At 45.1% G+C, this 21,125-nt stretch carries 18 protein-coding genes; 5 read left to right on the forward strand and 13 right to left on the reverse strand.

The window, feature by feature from the left end; genetic code table 11:
- Positions 1 to 52 precede the first annotated feature (52 nt).
- Positions 53 to 589 carry a GNAT family N-acetyltransferase gene (locus ACYVF1_RS09600; RefSeq protein ID WP_461078052.1) on the forward strand — a complete coding sequence of 179 codons (537 nt, stop codon included), beginning with the start codon at positions 53 to 55 and terminating at the stop codon, positions 587 to 589.
- 132 nt (positions 590 to 721) lie between these two features.
- Here the strand turns inward: ACYVF1_RS09600 and ACYVF1_RS09605 are convergent, their stop codons facing one another.
- The 3 genes from ACYVF1_RS09605 to ACYVF1_RS09615 all read right to left on the reverse strand — a co-directional run bounded on the left by ACYVF1_RS09605 (position 722) and on the right by ACYVF1_RS09615 (position 5,273).
- Entirely contained in the window at positions 722 to 1,804 is a 1,083-nt protein-coding gene (locus ACYVF1_RS09605; RefSeq protein WP_461078054.1) for an alpha-hydroxy acid oxidase, read from the reverse strand.
- A 14-nt stretch (positions 1,805 to 1,818) separates the two neighbouring features.
- Positions 1,819 to 2,553: a hypothetical protein gene (locus ACYVF1_RS09610; RefSeq protein WP_461078056.1), complete on the reverse strand. Its 735-nt coding sequence runs from the start codon at positions 2,551 to 2,553 to the stop codon at positions 1,819 to 1,821.
- 452 nt (positions 2,554 to 3,005) lie between these two features.
- Entirely contained in the window at positions 3,006 to 5,273 is a 2,268-nt protein-coding gene (locus ACYVF1_RS09615; protein WP_461078058.1) for an aconitate hydratase, read from the reverse strand.
- 298 nt (positions 5,274 to 5,571) lie between these two features.
- Here ACYVF1_RS09615 and ACYVF1_RS09620 point away from each other — a divergent pair, with 298 nt between their 5' ends.
- On the forward strand, positions 5,572 to 6,045 hold the full coding sequence (locus ACYVF1_RS09620; protein ID WP_461078060.1) for a CHRD domain-containing protein: 474 nt from the start codon (positions 5,572 to 5,574) through the stop codon (positions 6,043 to 6,045).
- A gap of 86 nt (positions 6,046 to 6,131) precedes the next feature.
- Here the strand turns inward: ACYVF1_RS09620 and ACYVF1_RS09625 are convergent, their stop codons facing one another.
- From ACYVF1_RS09625 to allB, 8 genes are all read right to left on the reverse strand, one after another.
- Positions 6,132 to 6,611, reverse strand: a complete 480-nt coding sequence (locus ACYVF1_RS09625; RefSeq protein WP_461078062.1) for an Hsp20/alpha crystallin family protein — start codon at positions 6,609 to 6,611, stop codon at positions 6,132 to 6,134.
- Positions 6,612 to 6,664: 53 nt separating this feature from the next.
- Complete coding sequence (locus tag ACYVF1_RS09630) at positions 6,665 to 6,928, reverse strand: hypothetical protein (protein ID WP_461078064.1); 264 nt, start codon at positions 6,926 to 6,928, stop codon at positions 6,665 to 6,667.
- Between the two features lie 326 nt (positions 6,929 to 7,254).
- On the reverse strand, positions 7,255 to 8,487 hold the full coding sequence (locus ACYVF1_RS09635) for a M20 family metallo-hydrolase (RefSeq protein WP_461078066.1): 1,233 nt from the start codon (positions 8,485 to 8,487) through the stop codon (positions 7,255 to 7,257).
- A 113-nt stretch (positions 8,488 to 8,600) separates the two neighbouring features.
- A complete protein-coding gene (gene uraH, locus ACYVF1_RS09640) occupies positions 8,601 to 8,936 on the reverse strand; it encodes a hydroxyisourate hydrolase (RefSeq protein ID WP_461078068.1) in 336 nt (111 codons plus the stop codon).
- On the reverse strand, positions 8,933 to 9,439 hold the full coding sequence (gene uraD, locus ACYVF1_RS09645) for a 2-oxo-4-hydroxy-4-carboxy-5-ureidoimidazoline decarboxylase (RefSeq protein WP_461078070.1): 507 nt from the start codon (positions 9,437 to 9,439) through the stop codon (positions 8,933 to 8,935). Before uraD ends, uraH begins: the two co-directional genes overlap by 4 nt.
- The gene (gene allE, locus ACYVF1_RS09650; protein WP_461078072.1) at positions 9,436 to 10,185 is read right to left on the reverse strand and encodes a (S)-ureidoglycine aminohydrolase; all 750 of its coding nucleotides are present in this window, start codon (positions 10,183 to 10,185) and stop codon (positions 9,436 to 9,438) included. Before allE ends, uraD begins: the two co-directional genes overlap by 4 nt.
- Positions 10,186 to 10,297: 112 nt before the next feature.
- Positions 10,298 to 11,542 carry an allantoate amidohydrolase gene (locus ACYVF1_RS09655; RefSeq protein ID WP_461078074.1) on the reverse strand — a complete coding sequence of 415 codons (1,245 nt, stop codon included), beginning with the start codon at positions 11,540 to 11,542 and terminating at the stop codon, positions 10,298 to 10,300.
- A gap of 1 nt (position 11,543) precedes the next feature.
- Positions 11,544 to 12,935: an allantoinase AllB gene (allB, locus tag ACYVF1_RS09660; protein ID WP_461078075.1), complete on the reverse strand. Its 1,392-nt coding sequence runs from the start codon at positions 12,933 to 12,935 to the stop codon at positions 11,544 to 11,546.
- 139 nt (positions 12,936 to 13,074) lie between these two features.
- Here allB and pucL point away from each other — a divergent pair, with 139 nt between their 5' ends.
- The 3 genes from pucL to ACYVF1_RS09675 all read left to right on the forward strand — a co-directional run bounded on the left by pucL (position 13,075) and on the right by ACYVF1_RS09675 (position 17,735).
- Positions 13,075 to 13,920: a factor-independent urate hydroxylase gene (gene pucL / locus ACYVF1_RS09665; protein ID WP_461078077.1), complete on the forward strand. Its 846-nt coding sequence runs from the start codon at positions 13,075 to 13,077 to the stop codon at positions 13,918 to 13,920.
- Between the two features lie 134 nt (positions 13,921 to 14,054).
- Positions 14,055 to 15,215 carry a signal peptidase I gene (gene lepB / locus ACYVF1_RS09670; protein ID WP_461078079.1) on the forward strand — a complete coding sequence of 387 codons (1,161 nt, stop codon included), beginning with the start codon at positions 14,055 to 14,057 and terminating at the stop codon, positions 15,213 to 15,215.
- A gap of 162 nt (positions 15,216 to 15,377) precedes the next feature.
- Positions 15,378 to 17,735, forward strand: a complete 2,358-nt coding sequence (locus tag ACYVF1_RS09675; RefSeq protein ID WP_461078081.1) for an ABC transporter permease — start codon at positions 15,378 to 15,380, stop codon at positions 17,733 to 17,735.
- 96 nt (positions 17,736 to 17,831) lie between these two features.
- Here ACYVF1_RS09675 and ACYVF1_RS09680 read toward each other — a convergent pair whose 3' ends face one another.
- Together ACYVF1_RS09680 and ACYVF1_RS09685 are read right to left on the reverse strand one after the other, a co-directional pair.
- Positions 17,832 to 18,695 (reverse strand): sigma-70 family RNA polymerase sigma factor, encoded by an 864-nt coding sequence (locus tag ACYVF1_RS09680; protein ID WP_009282104.1) that lies wholly within the window; start codon positions 18,693 to 18,695, stop codon positions 17,832 to 17,834.
- 75 nt (positions 18,696 to 18,770) lie between these two features.
- Positions 18,771 to 20,897 (reverse strand): polyribonucleotide nucleotidyltransferase, encoded by a 2,127-nt coding sequence (locus tag ACYVF1_RS09685; protein WP_461078083.1) that lies wholly within the window; start codon positions 20,895 to 20,897, stop codon positions 18,771 to 18,773.
- Positions 20,898 to 21,125 lie beyond the last annotated feature (228 nt).

A 21,125-nucleotide genomic window follows, 5' to 3' on the forward strand; every position in this document is an offset into this window, starting at 1 on the left:
GATAACTTCATCTAAGAAAGATTAAATTTACATTAAAACTAATGAATTTTTTATGACTTTTTTCAGAATTACCAAACCGCATCCTTTTCTGGAAAGCATAAAAAAATGGTATGAAGAATCATTTCCTGTCGATGAACGGCGCCAACCAGATGATTTACAGAATCTTTTGGACTGCGCTGATATGCATCTGTGCGCGCTTCTAGTTTCAGACGAACTAGTCGGTTTTATTATCTATTGGCTGTGGGAGGATATTGTGTTTGTTGAGCACATTGCGATGGCACCGACGCAACGGGGAAAGCAGTATGGCCAGAAAGCTATGCTGGAATTGCTACGGATGGATTGTCGCTATTGTATACTGGAAGTTGAACGGCCTGACGATGAAATCCGTCAACGTCGGGTTCGGTTCTATGAACGGCAGGGATTTTATCTGAATCCATACGATTACAGGCAACCGCCTTATCAGCCCCAAAAGAGCGAAGTCCCAATGCGATTACTATCAATACCTGCCTTTGACGATGAAGCAACGTATCAACAGTTGAGTAAGCTTATTAAAAAGAGAGTCTACGAGCGATTTTACGTGTTAACGTAATGCTACGGTTTACATGATACGTCGTAGAATTGATTTCGTCATGTTGAGGAACGTAGCATCTTAACATCTCATAATCAGAGGGTTTAGAGGTCCTATAACTCTTCGTTACTAAACATGACAAGAATAGTTGGGCTATTTATTGAACTTTTCCCAAAGCACAGACCTGTCTATAGCCGAAAGCGAACCCTTACCCAGCAGAATCATCGCTAGCTCCAGTTCTTCTCTCAGGATATTCAGCACTTTGGCAACGCCTGATGCGCCACCGCAGGCCAGGCCGTAGCAGACTGGTTTACCGATCAATACCGCTTGTGCACCCAGCGATATGGCTTTTACTACGTCGGTGCCTCGCCGGATACCACCATCCATTAATACCGTGATGCGTCCATTGACTCGTTCGGTTATATACGGAAGTACCTCAATCGTTGCGGGAACAGTATCGAGATTTCGAGCCCCGTGATTGGAGACAATCAGGCCCGAAACACCTGACTGGATGGCGCGTTCTGCATCTTCCGGATTCATAATGCCTTTCACTAATACCGGAATGTCGATAAGAGATTGCAGCCACTCAATATCCTTCCAGGTCAGTGGTTTTTTCTGCGGACCTGGTGCGATCATATACGGAACCACTACGTCGTCGGGTAGACTAAAGTTGATACGTTGCTCGCGGTTGCGCACTCCGCCGACAGGTGTATCGACCGTTACGCAAAGTGCCTGATAGCCCAGCGCCTGCGCCTTTTGTACAAGATCTTTGGTGAAATCCCGATCGTCGCGGACGTAAAGCTGAAACCATAATGGCAGAGTTGCTACGTTCGCAATTTCTTCCAGTGGCGACGTAGTAAATGAACTCACTACGTAGGTGGCCGATGCGGCTCCGGCTCCACGTGCCGTGGCGAGTTCGGCCTCTGGGTGCATAATGCGATGGTAAGCTGTAGGAGCAATCAGAATAGGGTAGGGAAGCTCCCTTCCGAATAACGTAACGCGGGTGTCGGGTTTTGTTACGTCGGTCAGAACGGTCGGATTTAGTTTTAAAGCGTCGAGCGATTGCCGATTCCAACGTAGCGTAATCTCATCGGCAGCCCCACTGGCTACGTATTCGTACGCCAGTTTAGACATCAGCTGAGCCGCTTTTGCTTCAAAATCAAAGAGATTGACAAAGTCTGCTAAATCGCTGATTTGTGATAAGGCTGGCGCAAGGACTGAAAGTTTCTGCTGCATTTTATGAGTATTTGTTATCTGGATTGGCTATTATTTTCCAAACTGTCATAATATTTTAAAACCTCAATTACATCATTAACTGAAAGCTGATCAGTTGGCAATCTATCCTTTAGTTTATCGTGTTGGGATGCTAGGAGCGATAAAATTGACTTCTTCGATAATTTGCTACCTTCCAGCTTACTATCCAGCTTTTGGATATAGTATTTTGTTGTCGTTTGGTAGGCACCAATTATGTCTTTATTCTTGGTAAAACCGTAATTATGAATGGCTTCTATTTGCCGGGATTGGCTCATTAGTAACTTAGTTTTTCCATTATAAAGAACGGTTGTATAACGCTTGGTTGGCTGCCTTGTATAATCTGATCCGTTTATGGTGAAAAACTCGGGAGTCATTACTACAGGTGTAGTATCGCCTTCAAATCGGCACATAACTTCATTACTTACTACATTGTAAGCTAAATCACAGGGAAGAACTTTGTCCTGTTTCTTTACTTGGATGCTACCTTTCTGCCAAACGGGATACGTTAAGAACGGGCTGCCCAGATAGGTTTCCTGCCGATAAGCAGCTGTTGCACTTTTTCCTTTCGCATTGTAAAACTCACAAGTTGTTACTATCTGCTGATCAGCGTCCTTGTATACAATGCACTGGCCATAACCACGCAGCGATGCTGATACTAACAGCCCAACCGCGAAAAAAGTATAAAGTCTACGCTCAATTAGTAGTGCCAACAGTGATTTGACGGTATTCATACTGAAACTTTAGTAGAGTATAGATTCACATGCATGAACCAAAGCGTTTAATTATAAACCTTTACTACGTTGCCGATTCCGAGGATAAACTACCTACGATAACTTACACTTTAGTCGCAGAAAAAAACATGATGTGCCCTGTGCAGGCCTTCCAGAAATGGTATTTGTGCGCTCTTTAGCGACAGGAATTAGCATTGAAATTACTCCGGCATTACGTGTAGATTTAGTCCTTAACTAGCAGGATAAAGTTGGCAAATCAGGCTCTACTTTCCTGGTAGATCGAGGCCAGTATCAGGGGCAGCTTGGATTAAATTATTTATTTTGAAAGGAAAATTTGATTGAAAAAGCCTGGAATAAATTGCCTCAGTCAACTTTTGCTTTTTTGTATAAAAAATCGGCCAACTGTCAGGATAACAGTTGGCCGATTCGTATAAAAACACGTGGCGGATTGCTTACGCGCTTTGCTTCATCCGAATGATGTTTAGCGCAGCACCTGCCTTGAACCACTCAATCTGTCCTTCGTTATAGGTGTGATTGACTGGGAACGTATCGGATGTTCCATCAGCATGATGAAGCACGATTTCAAGCGGTTTGCCCGGAGCGAACTCCGTCAATCCGTTGATGTCGATAACATCGTCTTCCTGAATTTTGTCGTAATCAGCAGGATTAGCAAACGTTAGCGCCAGCATGCCCTGTTTTTTCAGGTTTGTTTCGTGAATCCGGGCAAACGAACGTACCAGAATCGCGCGAACGCCGAGGAAGCGAGGTTCCATAGCTGCGTGTTCGCGGGATGATCCTTCGCCGTAGTTTTCGTCGCCAACCACGATCGAACCGATACCAGCCGCTTTGTAAGCGCGCTGAACAGCAGGCACTTCGCCATATTCGCCAGTCAGCTCATTTTTCACCGTGTTGGTTTTCTCATTGTAGAAATTCACGGCGCCGATCAGCATGTTGTTCGAAATATTGTCGAGGTGTCCGCGGTATTTCAACCACGGGCCCGCCATCGAAATATGGTCGGTCGTACATTTGCCTTTTGCTTTGATCAGGAGTTTTAAACCCTTGATATCGGTACCTTCCCAGGCTGGGAACGGAGCCAGTAGTTGCAAACGATCAGACGTTGGACTCACGATGACCTGAACCCCCGAACCGTCAGCAGCCGGAGCCTGATAGCCCGCGTCGTCAACCGCATAGCCTTTTACGGGTTGCTCGATGCCCTGTGGCTCATCGAGTTTCACTTGCTCACCGTTTTCGTTGGTCAACGTATCGGTCATTGGGTTGAACGTTAGATCACCCGCAATAGCGAAGGCCGTTACGATTTCGGGCGAGGCAACAAAAGCATGCGTGCTGGCATTACCGTCGTTACGTTTGGCGAAATTCCGGTTGAAGGACGTAATGATTGAGTTCTTACGCGTAGGATCGTCCATGTGACGCGCCCACTGACCAATACACGGACCGCAGGCGTTGGCTAGAACCACCCCACCGATTTCTTCGAACGTATCGAGCAGGCCGTCGCGCTCAGCCGTGAAACGTACCAGTTCAGAACCGGGCGTTACGGTAAATTCGGCTTTGGCTTTCAGATGCTTTGCTGTTGCCTGGGCCGCTACTGATGCCGAACGAGTCATGTCTTCGTAGCTGGAGTTCGTACAAGAACCGATCAGGCCAACTTCCAGTTTTTCGGGCCAGTTGTTTTCTTTAACCGCTTTGGCAAAGTTCGACAGCGGCCATGCGAGGTCGGGCGTAAACGGACCATTGATGTGTGGCTCCAGCGCCGACAGGTCGATCTCGATAAGCTGGTCATAATACGAAGCTGGATCGGCATACACTTCATCATCCGAACGAAGGTGTTCCTTTACCGCATCGGCGGCATCGGCAATATCGGCCCGGCTGGTGGCTTTCAAATAATTGCCCATCTTCTCGTCATACGCAAAAATCGACGTAGTAGCACCGATTTCAGCGCCCATGTTACAGATGGTACCTTTTCCAGTTGCCGACAGACTTTCGGCTCCTTCGCCAAAATATTCGACGATGCAGCCCGTTCCGCCTTTTACGGTCAGAATGCCTGCCACACGTAATATTACGTCTTTAGCAGAAGCCCAGCCACTGAGTTTACCAGTAAGCTTTACGCCAATTAGTTTTGGCATTTTCAATTCCCAGGCGAGGCCAGCCATTACGTCGCAGGCATCGGCACCACCCACACCAATGGCGATCATACCCAAGCCACCCGCGTTTGGCGTGTGCGAATCAGTACCGATCATCATACCGCCGGGGAAGGCGTAGTTTTCAATCACAACCTGGTGAATGATACCCGCGCCGGGTTTCCAGAATCCAATCCCGTATTTGTTCGAGATGGACGACAGAAAATCATAAACTTCTTTGTTTTTGCTTTTGGCGATATCCAAATCCTGCTCGGCACCCACTTCGGCCTGAATCAGGTGGTCGCAGTGTACCGTTGACGGAACAGCCACTTTTGGGCGACCGGCCTGCATAAATTGCAACAGAGCCATCTGGGCTGTTGCGTCCTGCATGGCTACACGGTCGGGCGCGAAGTCAACATAGGCTTTACCTCGCTCGAACGCCTGAGTAGGTAATCCCGCAAAGAGGTGACTGTATAAAATTTTCTCCGACAGAGTCAGCGGTTTGCCCACTGCCTGCCGGGCTGCTTCGACGCGTTCACCAAGGTTGGCGTACACACGCTGAATCATGTCTAAATCAAAAGCCATAGCAAATGAGGATAACGGGTTACTAAAAAATATCGTACTATAAAGACAACCAACGAATTCAGAAAATGGATTCCAGTTAGTGGGTCAAAATTAGAAGATTCTGCTTCGTTTTGGAAATATTACTGCTACTGGCTACTAAAGCCTAATAAAAAAAGCGGCCATTTCAGGCCATTAGCTCTGTTTATTGGATATTATTAACGCTAAATATAGAATCAATCTATCTAGATACTTAAAACCGAATGAGTATTTTGTCGGTTACTACTTAAGTAACACATGATTCTTTTAACTACTAACTATCATGATCACAAGAAATTCCCTATTATCTGTTGCCGCTGTGCTAGCGTTTGGAATGACATTTGTCGCCTGTAAGGACGACAATCCGACGACAACAACACCAACGCCGACAACAACCAGGCTAACGGCAACTTTAAATGGTGCTAGTGAAAAACCGACAGCAACTACTTCAACAGCAACCGGTACGTTCGCCGGTGTTATTGACGAATCAACTCGTACATTAAGTTACACGGTTACGTATACCGGGCCATTTACGTCATCCATGACGGCTGGTCACCTGCATCGCGTTACCAATTCAACCGCGTTGACGGGTGGTGTTGAAATTCCATTCACGAGCCTGACATCACCGATTATCGGGACATTTCAGTTGGCGAACCAGAACCGGGTGGATAGTTTGAAGAATGGATTTTATTACGCCAATCTGCACACTACGACTTATCCAAACGGAGAAATTCGTGGCGATATAAAGAAGCAGTAGTTACTGACTGCCCTATTTTCTTTGTACACACAAAAAGTCCAGCCTGTACAGGCTGGACTTTTTATATTTGATACTCACTTTTTCAATTACCCAACGGTAATTGTTTGGGCTGGCTTGTTGGTTTCTGGATTCTTGGGCAGAATCACTTTCAGAACCCCATCGGCATAACTCGCCGAGATAGTATCAGTCAGCACTTTGTTGTTGAGCTGAAATGATCGTTCAAAAGAACGGTTGCTGTATTCCTGATAGGTGTAGTTACCAGAGGACGTATTTTCGGAAGTAGTCTCCGGATCTGTACCTTGGTAGGAAACCGTCAGTACGTCATCTTTCAGGCTTAATTTTATATTCTCTTTAATCAAAGCGGATGCAAACAGAGAAACGATATAGTTGGTATCAGTTTCTTCAATGTTAACAGGAACCTGATAATTGGCCCCGTGACGACCGGCCCAGAAACCACCGAATTTACCCCGACCCCATGGGCCACTAAATTTTCCACGGCCAAATTTTTCTCCGGCCCAATGACCGCAATTGCCTTTTCCTGCTTCGAATGCTTGTTTATTAAACATGGTTGTGTGTTTTGTGTTTACTGAATTTGATTTGTTGATTTACTGATTTTGGGTTAACCGATCGGAATAACCCGTTCAAAATTTGCTCTGGTCACGCCAGAGCGGTACGTAGGATTGTCGATGGAAATAATCGTTGACTGTTGCCAGTTACCTTGCCCGATTGGCCCAAACGTCCGCCCTGCCAACCTACTTGCAACGACTCTGGCGACCAGGAACAACCCAAGCCCAACCAGCAGAACTTTCAAAATAAGGGTTAGTAGAAATAATGCTAACCCAACTGCCAGTGCTACACCGGCTACTCTCCAGATAATATGCATGTTGTTTAAGTTTTTATTGTTTACAAAAGCGCAGTTTCAAGACAGGCGTCTGGCCATGAGCAAACGTCAACGCGTATAGCTTGCTCATGGCCTGGCTTCCAGATTCGGAGCTTTGGTAGGGATGACGGTAGGACGAGAATTTTACTTTAACAATTCACAAACTTTTTTTCAATTAAATAGCATTCGTAGTTTGATATGTATTACAAACTTCTGTCTATCAAATAGTTGATCTTTGTAAGTCGGTGAGAAAATTCAGAGAAATATGCTGGACATAAAAAGACCTATCCAGCGATGAACAGGTCTTTAGCAGCTAAAGTAAAGAATGTTCAACCCACGATTTTCAAAATCGTTTTATATAACACCTCACAACCTAAAGTCAGGTCTTCGTAGGAAGCATATTCTAATGGATTGTGGCTGATGCCGTCTTTGCAGCGAACAAAAATCATCCCGTAATCGCAGGTTTCTGACATCACCAGCGCATCGTGAAACGGTCCGCTAACCAGTTCGGGCGCATCCAGCCCCAACTCATGACAACTTTCCCGAATCGTGTCTTTTATCCAGTCGGCACAAGAACTTGATTTTATGTCGGTATCGACCGTCAGTTCATAGGTTAGATTATGCTGCTGAGCGATGCCGGCAATAGATTCCCGAAGTTGCGTTTCGCAGGTGTTACGTCGGTTCATATCGATATCCCTGAATTCCATCGTCATACGTACTGATTCAGGAATAATGTTCCGCGACGACGGAAAAACGTCTAACGTACCGACGGTGCCCACCGTTGGCGCTGGCGTAAATTGAGAAGCAATCTCGTTAACGGCCACTACCACCTTTGAAGCGCCCAGCAAGGCATCTTTACGTAACGGCATCGGTACCGAACCCGCGTGCCCAGCCATTCCTTTCAGGCTTAGGCTCAATAAAAGCGGTCCGGCAATTCCGCTTACAATCCCAACTGGTTTGTTCAGTTTTTCGAGTACTGGCCCTTGTTCGATGTGCAGTTCCAAAAAACTTCCAATGCTGCCCGGTGCGTATTCATCATCCTTAAATTTCGTGATGTCGCAGCCAAAGTCACGTAGCGCCTGTTCGCGGGTGATGCCGTCCTTGTCGGTACGTTGCAATTCGCCGGGTTCGAGTTTGCCCAGAATCCCCCGCGACCCAAATAAACCTTTGTTGAATCGCCAGCTTTCTTCGTCGGCAAACGCAATTACATCGATGCTCGTTTCGGGAACGATTCCCTTTTCGGCGATGGTACAAACGGCTTCTATGGCACACAAAACGCCCGAAATACCGTCGAAACGGCCTCCATATGGCTGCGTATCCAAATGAGAGCCAGTCATTAAAATGGGCGCATCCGGGTTTTTACCAGCCAGTCGCCCAATCAAATTCCCGAAACTATCGATACGTACCGTCAGGCCGGCGGCTTCCATCCAGCCTTTGGCATGCATAAACATTTCTTTTTCGAGCGCCGAATGAGCCGGTCGACACATGCCGGTTTCGCCAATTTTTCCGATGCTACTCGATACCTCAAAATAGTGCTGAAGGCGGGCTGGATTGATGTTCATGAGAGTGTAATTAGAGATGAAAGGTTAGTGATGAGCGGTACGTGATGTGGTTGCGGATGCCATCAATTGTTGAGAGCGTCAGCATCCACATCACGTACCGCTCATCACTCATTTCACGTTCCCCGATATGTTGAATACCCAAACGGATTCAGGAGTAACGGTACGTGATAATGTTCGCCAGTAGTGACAGAGAACGTGATTTCTACAAAGGGATAGAACGTAACGATGTCAAGCTGATTAAAATAAGCCCCCGTTTCGAAGCGGAGTTTATACGTACCGGTAGGCAGTACTACGTTCTTAGGCAGCAAATCAGCGATACGTCCATCGGCGTTCGTAATGCCACGGGCAATTTCGAGTAATTCGCGTTGATGCTGGTATAAAATAACGCTGACGCCTTCGGCCGGTTTTCCGCGTGTGGTGTCGAGAATGTGAGTTGTGATGGCACTCATGACTGCAACAATTTTTCGAGCCGTATTCGTGTAATTTTATCCTGTTCCTGAGCTGCGATCAGGATTTCGTCTTCTGGTCGGTTGGGTAGTCGGGAGCGTAGTATTTCCAGCATCTCATCCGCCGATTTGCCGGTGGCACAAACGATAAAGATATAGCCAAATTTTTCTTCGTACTGCCGATTCCCTTCCGCCAGTTGCTCCAATACGTCCTGAGACGCCGTCGAAACGCCAGCTTGTTCACCTGATGCCCACGTACGCGTACTGGCAAATTTCTCCCGCAACGAATTGATATCGCCGATTTTTGGATGATGCGAAAACGCTTCCCGCCAATCATTTTCGGAGCAGGTAAACCAGATCACTTCGGCCTGATCGAACAATGTTTCTCTACTTTCGACCGGGAAGATTTTATCCATTTCCGTCACCCAGGCCGATGAACCGCAGCAGGTCATTAAAGCCGCCTTTCGTACGGCTGAAGTTAGTTCATTTAATTCGGGCAACGTCATACAGTTGTGGGGAAGCGGTTTACGTTCTTGTAATAAATGTAAACAGCAGGTTCTTTTCCCATCGCCGTAAACCACTGCTGACAGTACGGAGCCATCCAGATCGAATCGCCTTTTTTGATGGGATACCAATCCTGATCGAGCATATACACGCCTTGTCCCTGCAAATAGGTCAGACCGTGTTCCATGATGTGCGTTTCCACAAACGGGAGGTGGCCGCCCGGATCATACGTAAAGATATTTACCGCCATATCGAACTGGAGCGTATCCGGCAGCAAAACCTGGAGACGTAGCGCCGGATCGCCCAGATACGTTGGTCCGTCGACATGGGCCGCATCTGCGAAGAGTACCGACGGAATGTCGTAGCCGTCCAGCTTTTCGTAGATTTTCTGGAACGTAATGAGTTGTGTACCTGGTGATGCATTGTCCACCTGATACGTCTGTCCGATGGGAATATACACGTACTGACCGGTTGTCAATACGTTGGTTTCTCCCGAAACCGTTACGCTGCATTGACCCTGAACAACGTAGAAAAAAAGTTGCGATTGCTCCGTTTTGCCGACAAGTTTCCCCGCTTCCAGGAACGTAACGAGCGTTTGGCACAAACGTGCTCCCATTTGCTCGTTGATGATGACATTGACCGTACAATTATCCCAACCCGGTACGCGGCTGTTGATGTAACCGTCGGGACTAATTATCGCGTGGTTGTGCTTGACAACAGAGCGGGTAAGTGCAGAAATTTCCATCATAGATTTAAATGATTTGTTACTATAGAAGCATCGTTTAAAACTTGAAAAGCTTTTTTGTCATTCCGACGCAGGAAGAATCTTAAACTATCCTTAGACCATTCCTTCAAGACGTTCAGCGCGAATATTGGTCAATTAAATGGTTAAGAAACGTATCGCCTACCTGTAATGCAGCCGCTATGTCGTTCAGTTCAACGTCTTCGAGCGGGTTGTGGCTTATTCCTTTAAAACATCGGACAAATAACATCGACACGGGGGCTACGCTGGAAATAGGCACAGCGTCATGACCGGCTCCGCTGACTAGTTCGATGAGAGGGTAGCCAGAATTAAGTATTGATTGCGCGAGTGTTGCGTTCAGATTCGCATCGCAGGTAACTGGTGCCGTTTCCTGAATAAGCGTCCAGGTAATTTCTACGTTACGTTTCCAGCCAATTGATTCACAAACGTCCTTCAGAGCCTGGTACGTATGAGTCAAAAGAGCATCGTCGTTGCTGCGTACATCCAGACTGCAATTGACTTCGCCCGGTATTACGTTGCTGGCTGCGTTTGCTACGTTCAGTTTGCCAACCGTAGCCACCAGATTTGGTTCACTGGCCGCGAGTTGCTCAACGGCCAGAATAAATTCGGAAGCCGCACACAAAGCGTCCTGCCGCATTGTCATCGGCACCGTTCCGGCATGACCGGCCATTCCCCGGAACGTAATGTCGATACGTTTCTGACCGGCAATACCGAGCACAACGGCCACCGGGACGTTACGTTCGTAGAGCACCGGCCCCTGTTCGATGTGCATTTCAAAATAACCTAGCCAATCTTCTTTTGGCAAAGCATCAACGATCAATTTTTCCACTGAACCACCCATTTTCGAAATGACCTGCGCCAACGTAACACCGGACGTATCAGGCTTCATGAGTAGTTCGTAGTCAAAAGAACCAGCTACTACTTTGCTGCCCAAATACGTAGTATGAAACCGAACGCCCTCTTCATCGCTGAATGCAACTAGCTCAATATGAAACGGTAACGGTTTTTCTGACAAGATTAATTGCTCAGTCAGGTTCAGCGCCATAAGTATGCCCAGTGGACCATCAAACTTTCCGGCGTTGACAACCGTATCCATGTGCGAAGCCAGTACAAACGTTTTAGCGTGCGCGTTTGCACTTTCCAGGAGCCCCCGGACGTTGCCAATCGAATCGATACGTGTTTGCAAGCCAATCGACTGCATCCAGTGTTGAATTAAGGCACTTCCGCGCAGAAAAGCTTCGGTTCCGAAGGTACGGGTGATACCATTGCTGTCTTCGCTAATCGACGCCAGCTGGTTGATTTGACGTAGTACGTTTTCTGCCCGTTGTCTGTAGTCAATCATATTAATGGCGTTTGATGATTTGACCGGCGTTCAGTTTCAGGAACTGTCCATTTTTAAAAACAGGTACGCCACCCAGATACGTTTGTTCGACGGTTCCGAATAACGTAGCGTCCAGATAAGGTGTCATTTTGTGGCGATGGTGAAGCATTTCTTTATTGACAACAAACGTTGTATCAGGATTCCAGACCACAAAATCTGCATCGTAGCCAATAGCGATAAGTCCTTTTCGGTGCGATATACCAGCCAGCTTAGCCGGATTTTCGCAGAGCCATCGGGCAACATCTACTACGTTGCAGCCACGTTGTCGGGCGGCAGTCCAGAGAATGGGAAGGGCAAGTTGCAGCGAGGCTATGCCGCCCCAGGCGCTCATGAAATCACCGGTTGCGGTCTGTTTTAAATCGGGTGGGGCGGGAGAGTGGTCGGTAGCTACAAAATCGATAAGGCCGTTACGTAGCGCTTCCCAAAGCTGGTCGTTGTTGGCTTTTTCGCGGATAGGTGGCGCACACTTATACTGCGTTTGCCCGTCCGGGATTTGCTCAGCGTTAAAAAACAAGTAATGCTGCCCGGTTTCGACGGTTAGTGGTAATTGACTGTGTTTGGCTTCGGCAATGGCTTCGAGCGAATTAGCCGACGACAGATGGACGATGTGTGTTCGGCAGTTATACTCCTCACACAGCCGAATCATTAACGTAATGGCTTCATCTTCCCAACTTTTGGGGCGGGAGGAGAGGTAGTTTTGATACGAACGTTTATCGCCGGTCGCCAGTAATTCGTCGGTCGATAATTCACAATGAACCAGAAGGGGTAGGCCATATTTGGCCAGAATAGGCATCGCTTTGCGCAAATCGGTTTGTGTTACGTTCGGGAATTCGTCGATACCCGAATGCGTCAAAAATGCCTTAAAACCCAGTACGCCCTGATCAATTAATGGCTCAATTTCGTCCGTATTTCCTGGAATAAGCCCGCCCCAGAAGCCGCAATTTGTGTGCAGTATCCCGGACGTAGCGGCTATTTTCTGGGAAAACGCATCGACAGTAGTCGTAACCGGCGACGAATTCAACGGCATATCGACCAGCGTGGTTAGGCCACCCGCAATTGCCGCCTTTGTTGCCGTATTGAAGCCTTCCCAATCCGTTCGGCCCGGTTCGTTTATATGAACGTGTGGGTCGACGATACCAGCCATCAATACGTTGTCCGCTACGTCGATTATAGGATGGTTGTATCCTTGCGGTACGTCTGTTCGAACGTCGGTAATCAGGCCATTCGTAACCAGTACAACGGCTGGTCGCACGCCTTCCGGCGTAACAATATTGTTTCCTTTTATGGCAAATTCAGGCATAGTGGATTGCGTCGGGATGGGACCGATACGTAGCATCGGAGCCGAATTGACCAAAATAGAAAATTTATGGCTATACTAGCTTCTTATACAAACTGAATAATTAAAAATGTAAAATGCATTGGTGATGCTCTGGATTGATTACCATTAGTAACTATTCATTCTACATTGTTCATTTCTTACTTCCTGAATAACCATGAAGATCGTCCTGAAAAAAAATGCCTACGGAAAGAATGCGGTAAATCTGTCGAAAGTTATTCGCCATGCAGATTACCATGAATTCAGGCAGATTTCTGTCAATGTAGCGTTGGAAGGTGATTTCGACACGGCGCATACGTTGGGTGATAACTCTAAAATTCTGCCGACCGATACGCAGAAAAACACTGTTTATGCCCTTGCTAAAGCGCATTTTGTCGATTCAATAGAAAACTTTGCGCTAATACTGGCCAATCATTTCATTTCGCATAATCCACAGGTAACGCAGGCAAAAGTTGATATTACCGAATATGCGTGGCAGCGGATGGTTTTCGACGGAAAGACGCATCATCACGCGTATGTAGGTGGATCGACCGAAAAGCATACGACAAGTGTAGTGCAGAAGACAGAGGACGTACAGATTAGCGCTGGTATAAAAGACTTATTGATACTGAAAACGACAGATTCGGGCTTTGAAGGATATATAAAAGATCAATACACTACGTTGAAAGAAACATCGGACCGGATTTTTGCCACACAATGCGAAGCTTCCTGGGCTTATACGAATGCCAAACTAGATTTCACAACCCTCTTTACGCAAATCCGGGAGACGATGTTGAAAACGTTTGCCCACCATAAGAGCTTGTCTGTACAGCAAACGTTGCTGGCTATGGGGTCTGCCGTGCTGGAAAATCATGCGGAAGTAAGCGAAATTAGCCTGAAACTGCCTAATAAGCACCACATTCTGTTCAATCTGGAACAGTTTGGGATGGAAAACCAAAACGAAATATTCATTGCTACCGACGAGCCTTACGGATATATTACGGGAACGATGACGAGGCAATAAAAGACGTAGTGAGTTGCTACGTTCCGGATACCGATTTCTTTTCAGCCCGAGATAAAACCGCCTGTGTAATAGAAGATGCTACGTATGATCGGGCTAAGTATCTTCCCCGTCTTGTTTCTAAGCTCATTATCAATATGTTCAAGGCGAAAAAAAAGAAGACTGCTACGTCTAAAAAATCACCACTTCGAGAATGGCTCGATTCTCTATTATTTGCGGTTATTGCCGCCACCCTCATTCGGTTTCTGACGTTTGAAGCGTTTGCTATTCCGACGCCTAGTATGGAGAGTGATTTGATGGTGGGTGATTATCTGTTTGTTAGCAAACTTCACTACGGTTCCCGGACGCCCAAAACACCTTTACAAGTCCCGCTGACGCACCAGAAAATATGGGGAACCAACATTCCGTCGTACAGCACGGCCATTCAGTTGCCTTCGTTTCGCTTGCCGGGATTTACAAAAGTGAAAAATGGCGACGTAGTAGTTTTCAATTATCCACCCCAGAAGACCGGTGAGCCAGAGTACCCCGTTGATTTGCGAACGAATTTTATCAAACGATGCATCGGAATCCCCGGCGACGTAGTGAACATACGTAACGAACAAGTGTCTATAAACGGGAAAATAATGGCTGTACCTGCCCGTGCGCAAACGACATATTTTGTGAAAACGAAGGAAGTGCTGGACGAAAAGTTCTTCCGAAAATATGACATCGTCAATGATTTTAAATCGGAAGAAGGTCCTTTTATCAACTGGCAACCACTTGAGGCTTATAGTGATAGCACTAAATCTCCGATTCTGGTTGGGTATCGAGTCAACACTACGTCGTCGACCATTGCCAAATTCAAAGACTTTGACTGGGTGAAGGATATCGAACCGATGACTGAACCAGCAGGTATTGCATCGCCGGGAATTTATGGTGGTTCGGCCTACGCCTGGAATCAGGATAATTTCGGTCCGCTTACAGTTCCTAGAAAAGGAATGACCATACCGTTAAACAAACAGACAATTGCTGTTTATGGCCCGGTGATAAGCCGTTACGAAGGAAATGAGAACGTAACGGTTTCAGCCGATGCGGTGAAACTAAATGGAAAAACCATTACGTCTTATACATTTAAACAGGATTACTATTTCATGATGGGCGACAATCGACACAACTCAGAAGATTCGCGATATTGGGGGTTTGTTCCTGAAGATCATATTGTCGGGAAAGCCGTTTTCGTCTGGATGTCAATTGATCCGGTTCCGGCTGATGTTTGGCACAAAATCCGATGGAATCGGTTGTTTCGGATAATTGACTAATGACACTCACTAACTTTTTGACTGCTAATTTCAATTAAACTTACCATTTATAAACGATTTCTGCCAAACAACATAAAATATACAGTACTATAAAAAATGGGCGCTAACTTTTTTAAAATGTTAGCGCCCATTTTTTTATGACTTTTTTAAACTTTTATGAACATGATACAAAATTACATCAAAATCGCCTGGAGGAATATTCTAAAATATAGGTTGTTTTCACTTATCAATATTATTGGCTTGAGCCTTGCCATTCCTTCTGCCTTGATGGCTTTAATTCAGATTGTAAATTATTATGAATTCGATAATTTTCACCAGGACAGAAACCATATTATACGTGTAATTACGGACGAAAAACTTGAAGATGGTACTATTGAAAAGTGGGCGTCGAGTCCATTCCCATTAGGTAACTATGTCAAAGAAAATTTAGCGGGTATTGATAATGCGACAACGATAATAAGAGATTTAGATTGGACTTTAAGTAGTGGAATAAAAACAAAAAATATAAAAGTAATTTATGCTGATCAATCTTTTTTTCAAATGTTCAATTTCCCGCTCGAAAAGGGAGTTTACTCGAATGAGCCTAATACAGTTGTATTGTCTTACGAGACCGCTCAATGGTTCTTCAGAGAGTCAAATCCTATAGGTAACATACTTGAACATCCAAAATATGGAAACTTTAAAGTTGTTGGTGTTTTAAAACATTATAATCAGCAAAAAACACAGTTTAAAACGGATGTATTTGTATCGGCGGCTAGTTACCTAACAATTAATAAAACAATCGACTGGTCGGTATTAAATGCGCATACTTTCGTAAAGGTAGCCAATGAGGTGACTGCTGTTAACTTCAATGATCAGTTATCTAAAACATCCAATATAATCAATAAGCTTATTGGATCATCGACAAAACGGAAGTTGCTTTTTAAAGGACAAACCTTTACTGAGATTTCACCAGCAAAAGACATTTTAAAAAATGACCCTTATGTTCAAGATGTTAGAAGCATCACAATCAATTTTGCGTTTCAATTGATTATGCTCTTACTGGCATCACTAAATTATATTAATCTGACGCTGGCTCGATCTATGAATCGAAGCCGTGAAGTCGGGGTGAGAAAAGTCGCCGGAGCTACTAAAACACAGCTTGTGCTTCAATTTCTGGTAGAATCTGTATTAATATCATACATAGCGCTTAGTATTGGTTTATTTTTATTATGGCTAATAAAAAATCAGATACATGTTTCTTGGCTCACCTGGGAAATAGACCATCTAGGATATTTAATTCTGATATTCTTTATTTTTAATCTTTTTTTAGGTTTGATAGCTGGTGCCTCTCCTAGTCTTATTTTAGCTTCATTTCAGCCTGTAAACGTATTAAAAGGAAATCTTATGCCGGCAAGCTTTGGGAAAATTGGCTTTCGAAAAACGTTAATAATAGCTCAATTTACAATAGCTTTAGTGTATATATTTTTTATTGGACATGCGTATAATCAAATAAATTATATGGCCACGGACAATGAAAATTATCAGCGAAACGGTATACTTAACGTAAATATGGTTGGGGAAAACTATAAACAGTTCGCTACTGACATCAGCAGAATGAAAGATGTGCAAAATGTTGGTTATACATCACTTAATTTTGGTAATAAACCTATACAATCCAGTATTAAAAATATAAAAGATGAAACTTCTAATCTAGCCTTTTACTATGCTGTAGATCATAATTTTATCGAAAATATGCGACTAAAGTTTGTCGCAGGAAATAACCTAATTAAGAGTAATTCAGAGCTTCCTTCGCCCTTAATTGTAGTTAATCAAAAGACTATAGAAAAATTAAACCTAGGATCGGAACAGGAAGCGATAGGTAAACAACTTATTTTAAATGATACCCTTTCTGCAACCATTGTCGGTGTTGTCGAAAACTTCTGCCATTATGATTATGAGCATAAAATAGAACCTGTGGTTTTTCAATATAAACCGGCCGCCTTTAGAGTAATGTGTTTAAAAATAAATTCTGTAGTGGATCGAAAAGCGCTGGAAACAACTATTAAAAACGTTTGGATTAAATACAATCCTTATCAGGAAATAAACTTCTCATGGCTTGACAAGGACATGTATGAACGTTATTATCCATACGATGAAATGCAGCTAATGGGATTAGAAAGTGTGGTAATTTTTGTAATAGCTATTTTAGGTTTAATAGGTATACTGATCTACAGTTTAGAGAAGCGAACAAAAGAAATTGGTATTAGAAAAGTAATTGGAGCTACTACATTTGAAATAATAAAATTAATGTCAGATAATTTTGTTAAGCTTTTGGCCGTGGCAACTGCCATAGCTGTTCCAAGTGGAATTGCTATAGGCCTGTACATGGATAGTTACTTTGTGTTTAATAATGGGGTTGGCTATTTGACGATGGGATTATTACTATTAATCGTAATAGGAGTTGCATTATGTGCTGTAGGGTATTTTTCCTGGGTAGCCGCTCAAACCAATCCCGCAAAAACATTAAAAGCTGAGTAGTATTTTTTCAATTTACAGGTTGATTAAATTCTCTTTATACAGAACAATAAAAAAGGCTCCCTTTTTGCAGGAGCCTTTTTTATTGTTCTGTATTGCTTAACCCAAATACGTCTTCAACGCTTTTGATCGCGAGGTGTGACGTAGGCGACGGATAGCTTTTTCTTTAATTTGTCGAACCCGTTCACGAGTCAGGTTGAATTTTTCGCCAATTTCCTCGAGCGTCATGGCATGTTCGCCATTCAGACCAAAATACAACGTAATAACATCGGCTTCGCGTTGCGTCAGAGTTGACAGCGCACGTTGCACTTCTTTACGTAGCGAATCATTGATCAGACCTGAATCCGGTTTATCTTCGCCGTCATTTTCGAGAACGTCTAGAAGGCTATTTTCTTCGCCCTGCACGAATGGTGCATCCATCGATACATGACGACCTGAAATTTTCAACGTATCGACAACTTCTGCTGCCGAAATTTCAAGCACGGCCGCCAGTTCTTCAGGCGAAGGCTCCCGCTCAAACTTCTGTTCAAGGTCAGAGAAAGTTTTCGAAATTTTATTGAGCGAACCAACCCGGTTCAGCGGCAACCGAACGATACGTGACTGCTCAGCTAATGCCTGGAGAATAGACTGACGAATCCACCAAACGGCGTATGAGATGAATTTGAACCCACGCGTTTCATCGAAACGTTGAGCAGCTTTAATCAAACCTAGGTTTCCTTCGTTAATTAAATCGCCCAGTGAGAGTCCTTGATTCTGGTACTGTTTGGCTACAGATACCACGAAGCGAAGGTTTGCCTTCGTTAGACGTTCCAGCGACAATTGGTCACCTTCGCGAATTTTTTGGGCCAACGTTACTTCCTCGTCAGGAGTAAGCAGGTCCACTTTACCAATTTCCTGTAAGTACTTGTCTAACGACTGACTTTCACGGTTGGTAATCTGTTTAGAAATTTTTAGCTGTCTCATATTACGTTGTTCCCGGTGGCGCGACTGTTTAACGTTAGTTTTAGACGTTCCATTACGCAAAAAAGTAACAATATCCTAGGCATTTTTGTTCTCTGGCTTCGGTAGTAGCACTTTTCGCGACAATCGGTACTTCCCTGTCTTTTTATCAATATCAATCAATTTTACTGTCACTTCTTCGCCTACCTGAAGTACATTATCCATGCTTTCCAGGCGTTCCCACTTAATTTCGGAAATGTGCAATAAGCCATCCTTTCCAGGCATAAATTCGATGAAGGCGCCGAACGGCTGGATGGTTTTAACTTTACCGACATAGGTTTCGCCTACTTCCGGAACAGCCACAATGCCTTTCACCCGCGATACCGCTCTGTCCATGCTCTCTTTGTTAGTAGCAAAGATGCTGACCCAGCCCGCGTTGTCGCGCTCATCGATGTTAACCACCGCACCCGAATCTTTTTGAATATCCTGCACGACTTTACCACCGGGTCCGATAACAGCACCAATCTGGTTCGTGTCGATTTTGATAACAATAGCGCGAGGAGCGTGTGGCTTAAGATCAGGACGTACCTCGGCAATACCTTTCTTCATCTCACCCAGAATGTGCAACCGACCCACGCGAGCCTGTTCCAGCGCCTGAGCCAGTACTTCATACGATAAACCGTCTACTTTGAGATCCATCTGGCAGGCTACGATACCTTTTTCGGTACCAGTTACCTTAAAGTCCATGTCACCCAAGTGATCTTCATCGCCCAGAATATCAGACAGTACGGCGTATTTTTCACCATCGGAGATAAGGCCCATGGCGATACCGGCTACTGGTGCCTTGATTTTTATACCAGCGTCCATCAGAGCCATCGTACCGGCGCAAACCGTTGCCATCGACGATGAACCGTTCGATTCCAGAATGTCCGATACAACCCGGATCGTATATGGATTATCAGCATCTGGGGGAAGCACTTTTTTCAACGAACGATGAGCGAGGTTTCCGTGACCAATCTCCCGTCGTCCAGCGCCCCGGTTGGGTTTTACTTCACCGGTTGAAAAGCCTGGGAAATTGTAGTGTAACAGGAATTTGCTGTATCCCTGATACATAGCCTGATCAACAATCTGCTCATCGATTTTTGTGCCTAACGTAACGGTTGTCAGCGATTGGGTTTCTCCACGGGTAAACAATGACGATCCGTGCGGACCCGGTAAAAGGCCTGCTTCGGTCGAAATAGGACGTATTTCATCCAGTTGACGACCATCTAAACGGATACGTTCATCCAGCACCAACCGGCGGGCTGCTTCCCACTCCAGATCATGCAGATAGGTTTTTACCAGCGTTGGATCAACGTCTGAATCCTCCCCGAACGTAGCAAGATACTCTTCCCGAACAGCCTTGAAACCTTCAGAACGTGCTTTCTTACTTGGGTTTTTCCCTTGGGCAACTTTATAAATTTTTTCGTAGGCATAGGCACGAGTCGCTTCACGTAATGCTTCGTCATGGGTCTCGTGACTGTACACCCGCTTCTCTGTTTTGCCTACTTTGGCTCCTAATTCTTTCTGAGCCTGACACTGTACTTTAATGGCTTCGTGAGCTGCTTTTAGAGCTTCGACCACTTCGGCTTCTGAACATTCGTCCATTTCGCCTTCCACCATGCAAATATCTTTTTCGGTAGCTGCCACAATCAGGTCGATGGTAGCGCGCTCAATATCAGTCGATTTAGGATATATTACGTAGTTGCCGTCAATTTTGGCAACCCGTACCTCTGAGATAGGTCCGTTAAACGGTATATCAGATACGGCCAGTGCCGATGAAGCCGCTAACGCAGCGAGAGCGTCAGGTTGAACTTCCGGATCGGCGGAAATTAACGTAATCATTACCTGCGTATCAGCATGGTAATCTTCGGGGAAGATAGGACGTAACGCCCGGTCAACCAACCGACTAATCAGAATTTCATGATCGCTTAATCGGCCTTCCCGCCGTTGGAAACTGCCCGGAATACGTCCGGCAGAAGCAAATTTTTCCTGATAATCAACAGAAAGGGGAAGGAAGTCGACGCCAGCTTTGGCTTCTTTACTGGATACTACGGTGGCTAACAGCATCGTGTCGCCCAACCGTACGACTACCGCTCCATCGGCTTGCCGGGCCATTTTCCCGGTTTCAATGGTAATTTCCCGCCCATCGGGCAACGCAACAACTTGCGTGGTGATTTGAAACATACAGCAGATTTTGAATACGTCTTCGTTCAGCTTTAAACCGCTTGAGAGACAACAGATTACTGCTGCCCCTATTTACTCTACTTAAACAAACTTCTTTTAGTTCGGTACGTCCGAATAATTCAACAATGGCAATTCGTTCGATACGTTAATCAGACGATAGCTACCTGAAAAGAAGTTATTTGTAAAAAGAAAAGGATATTGTTATGCGAATGATCGCTCTTATGCATA

Source organism: Spirosoma flavus, from assembly GCF_054778555.1.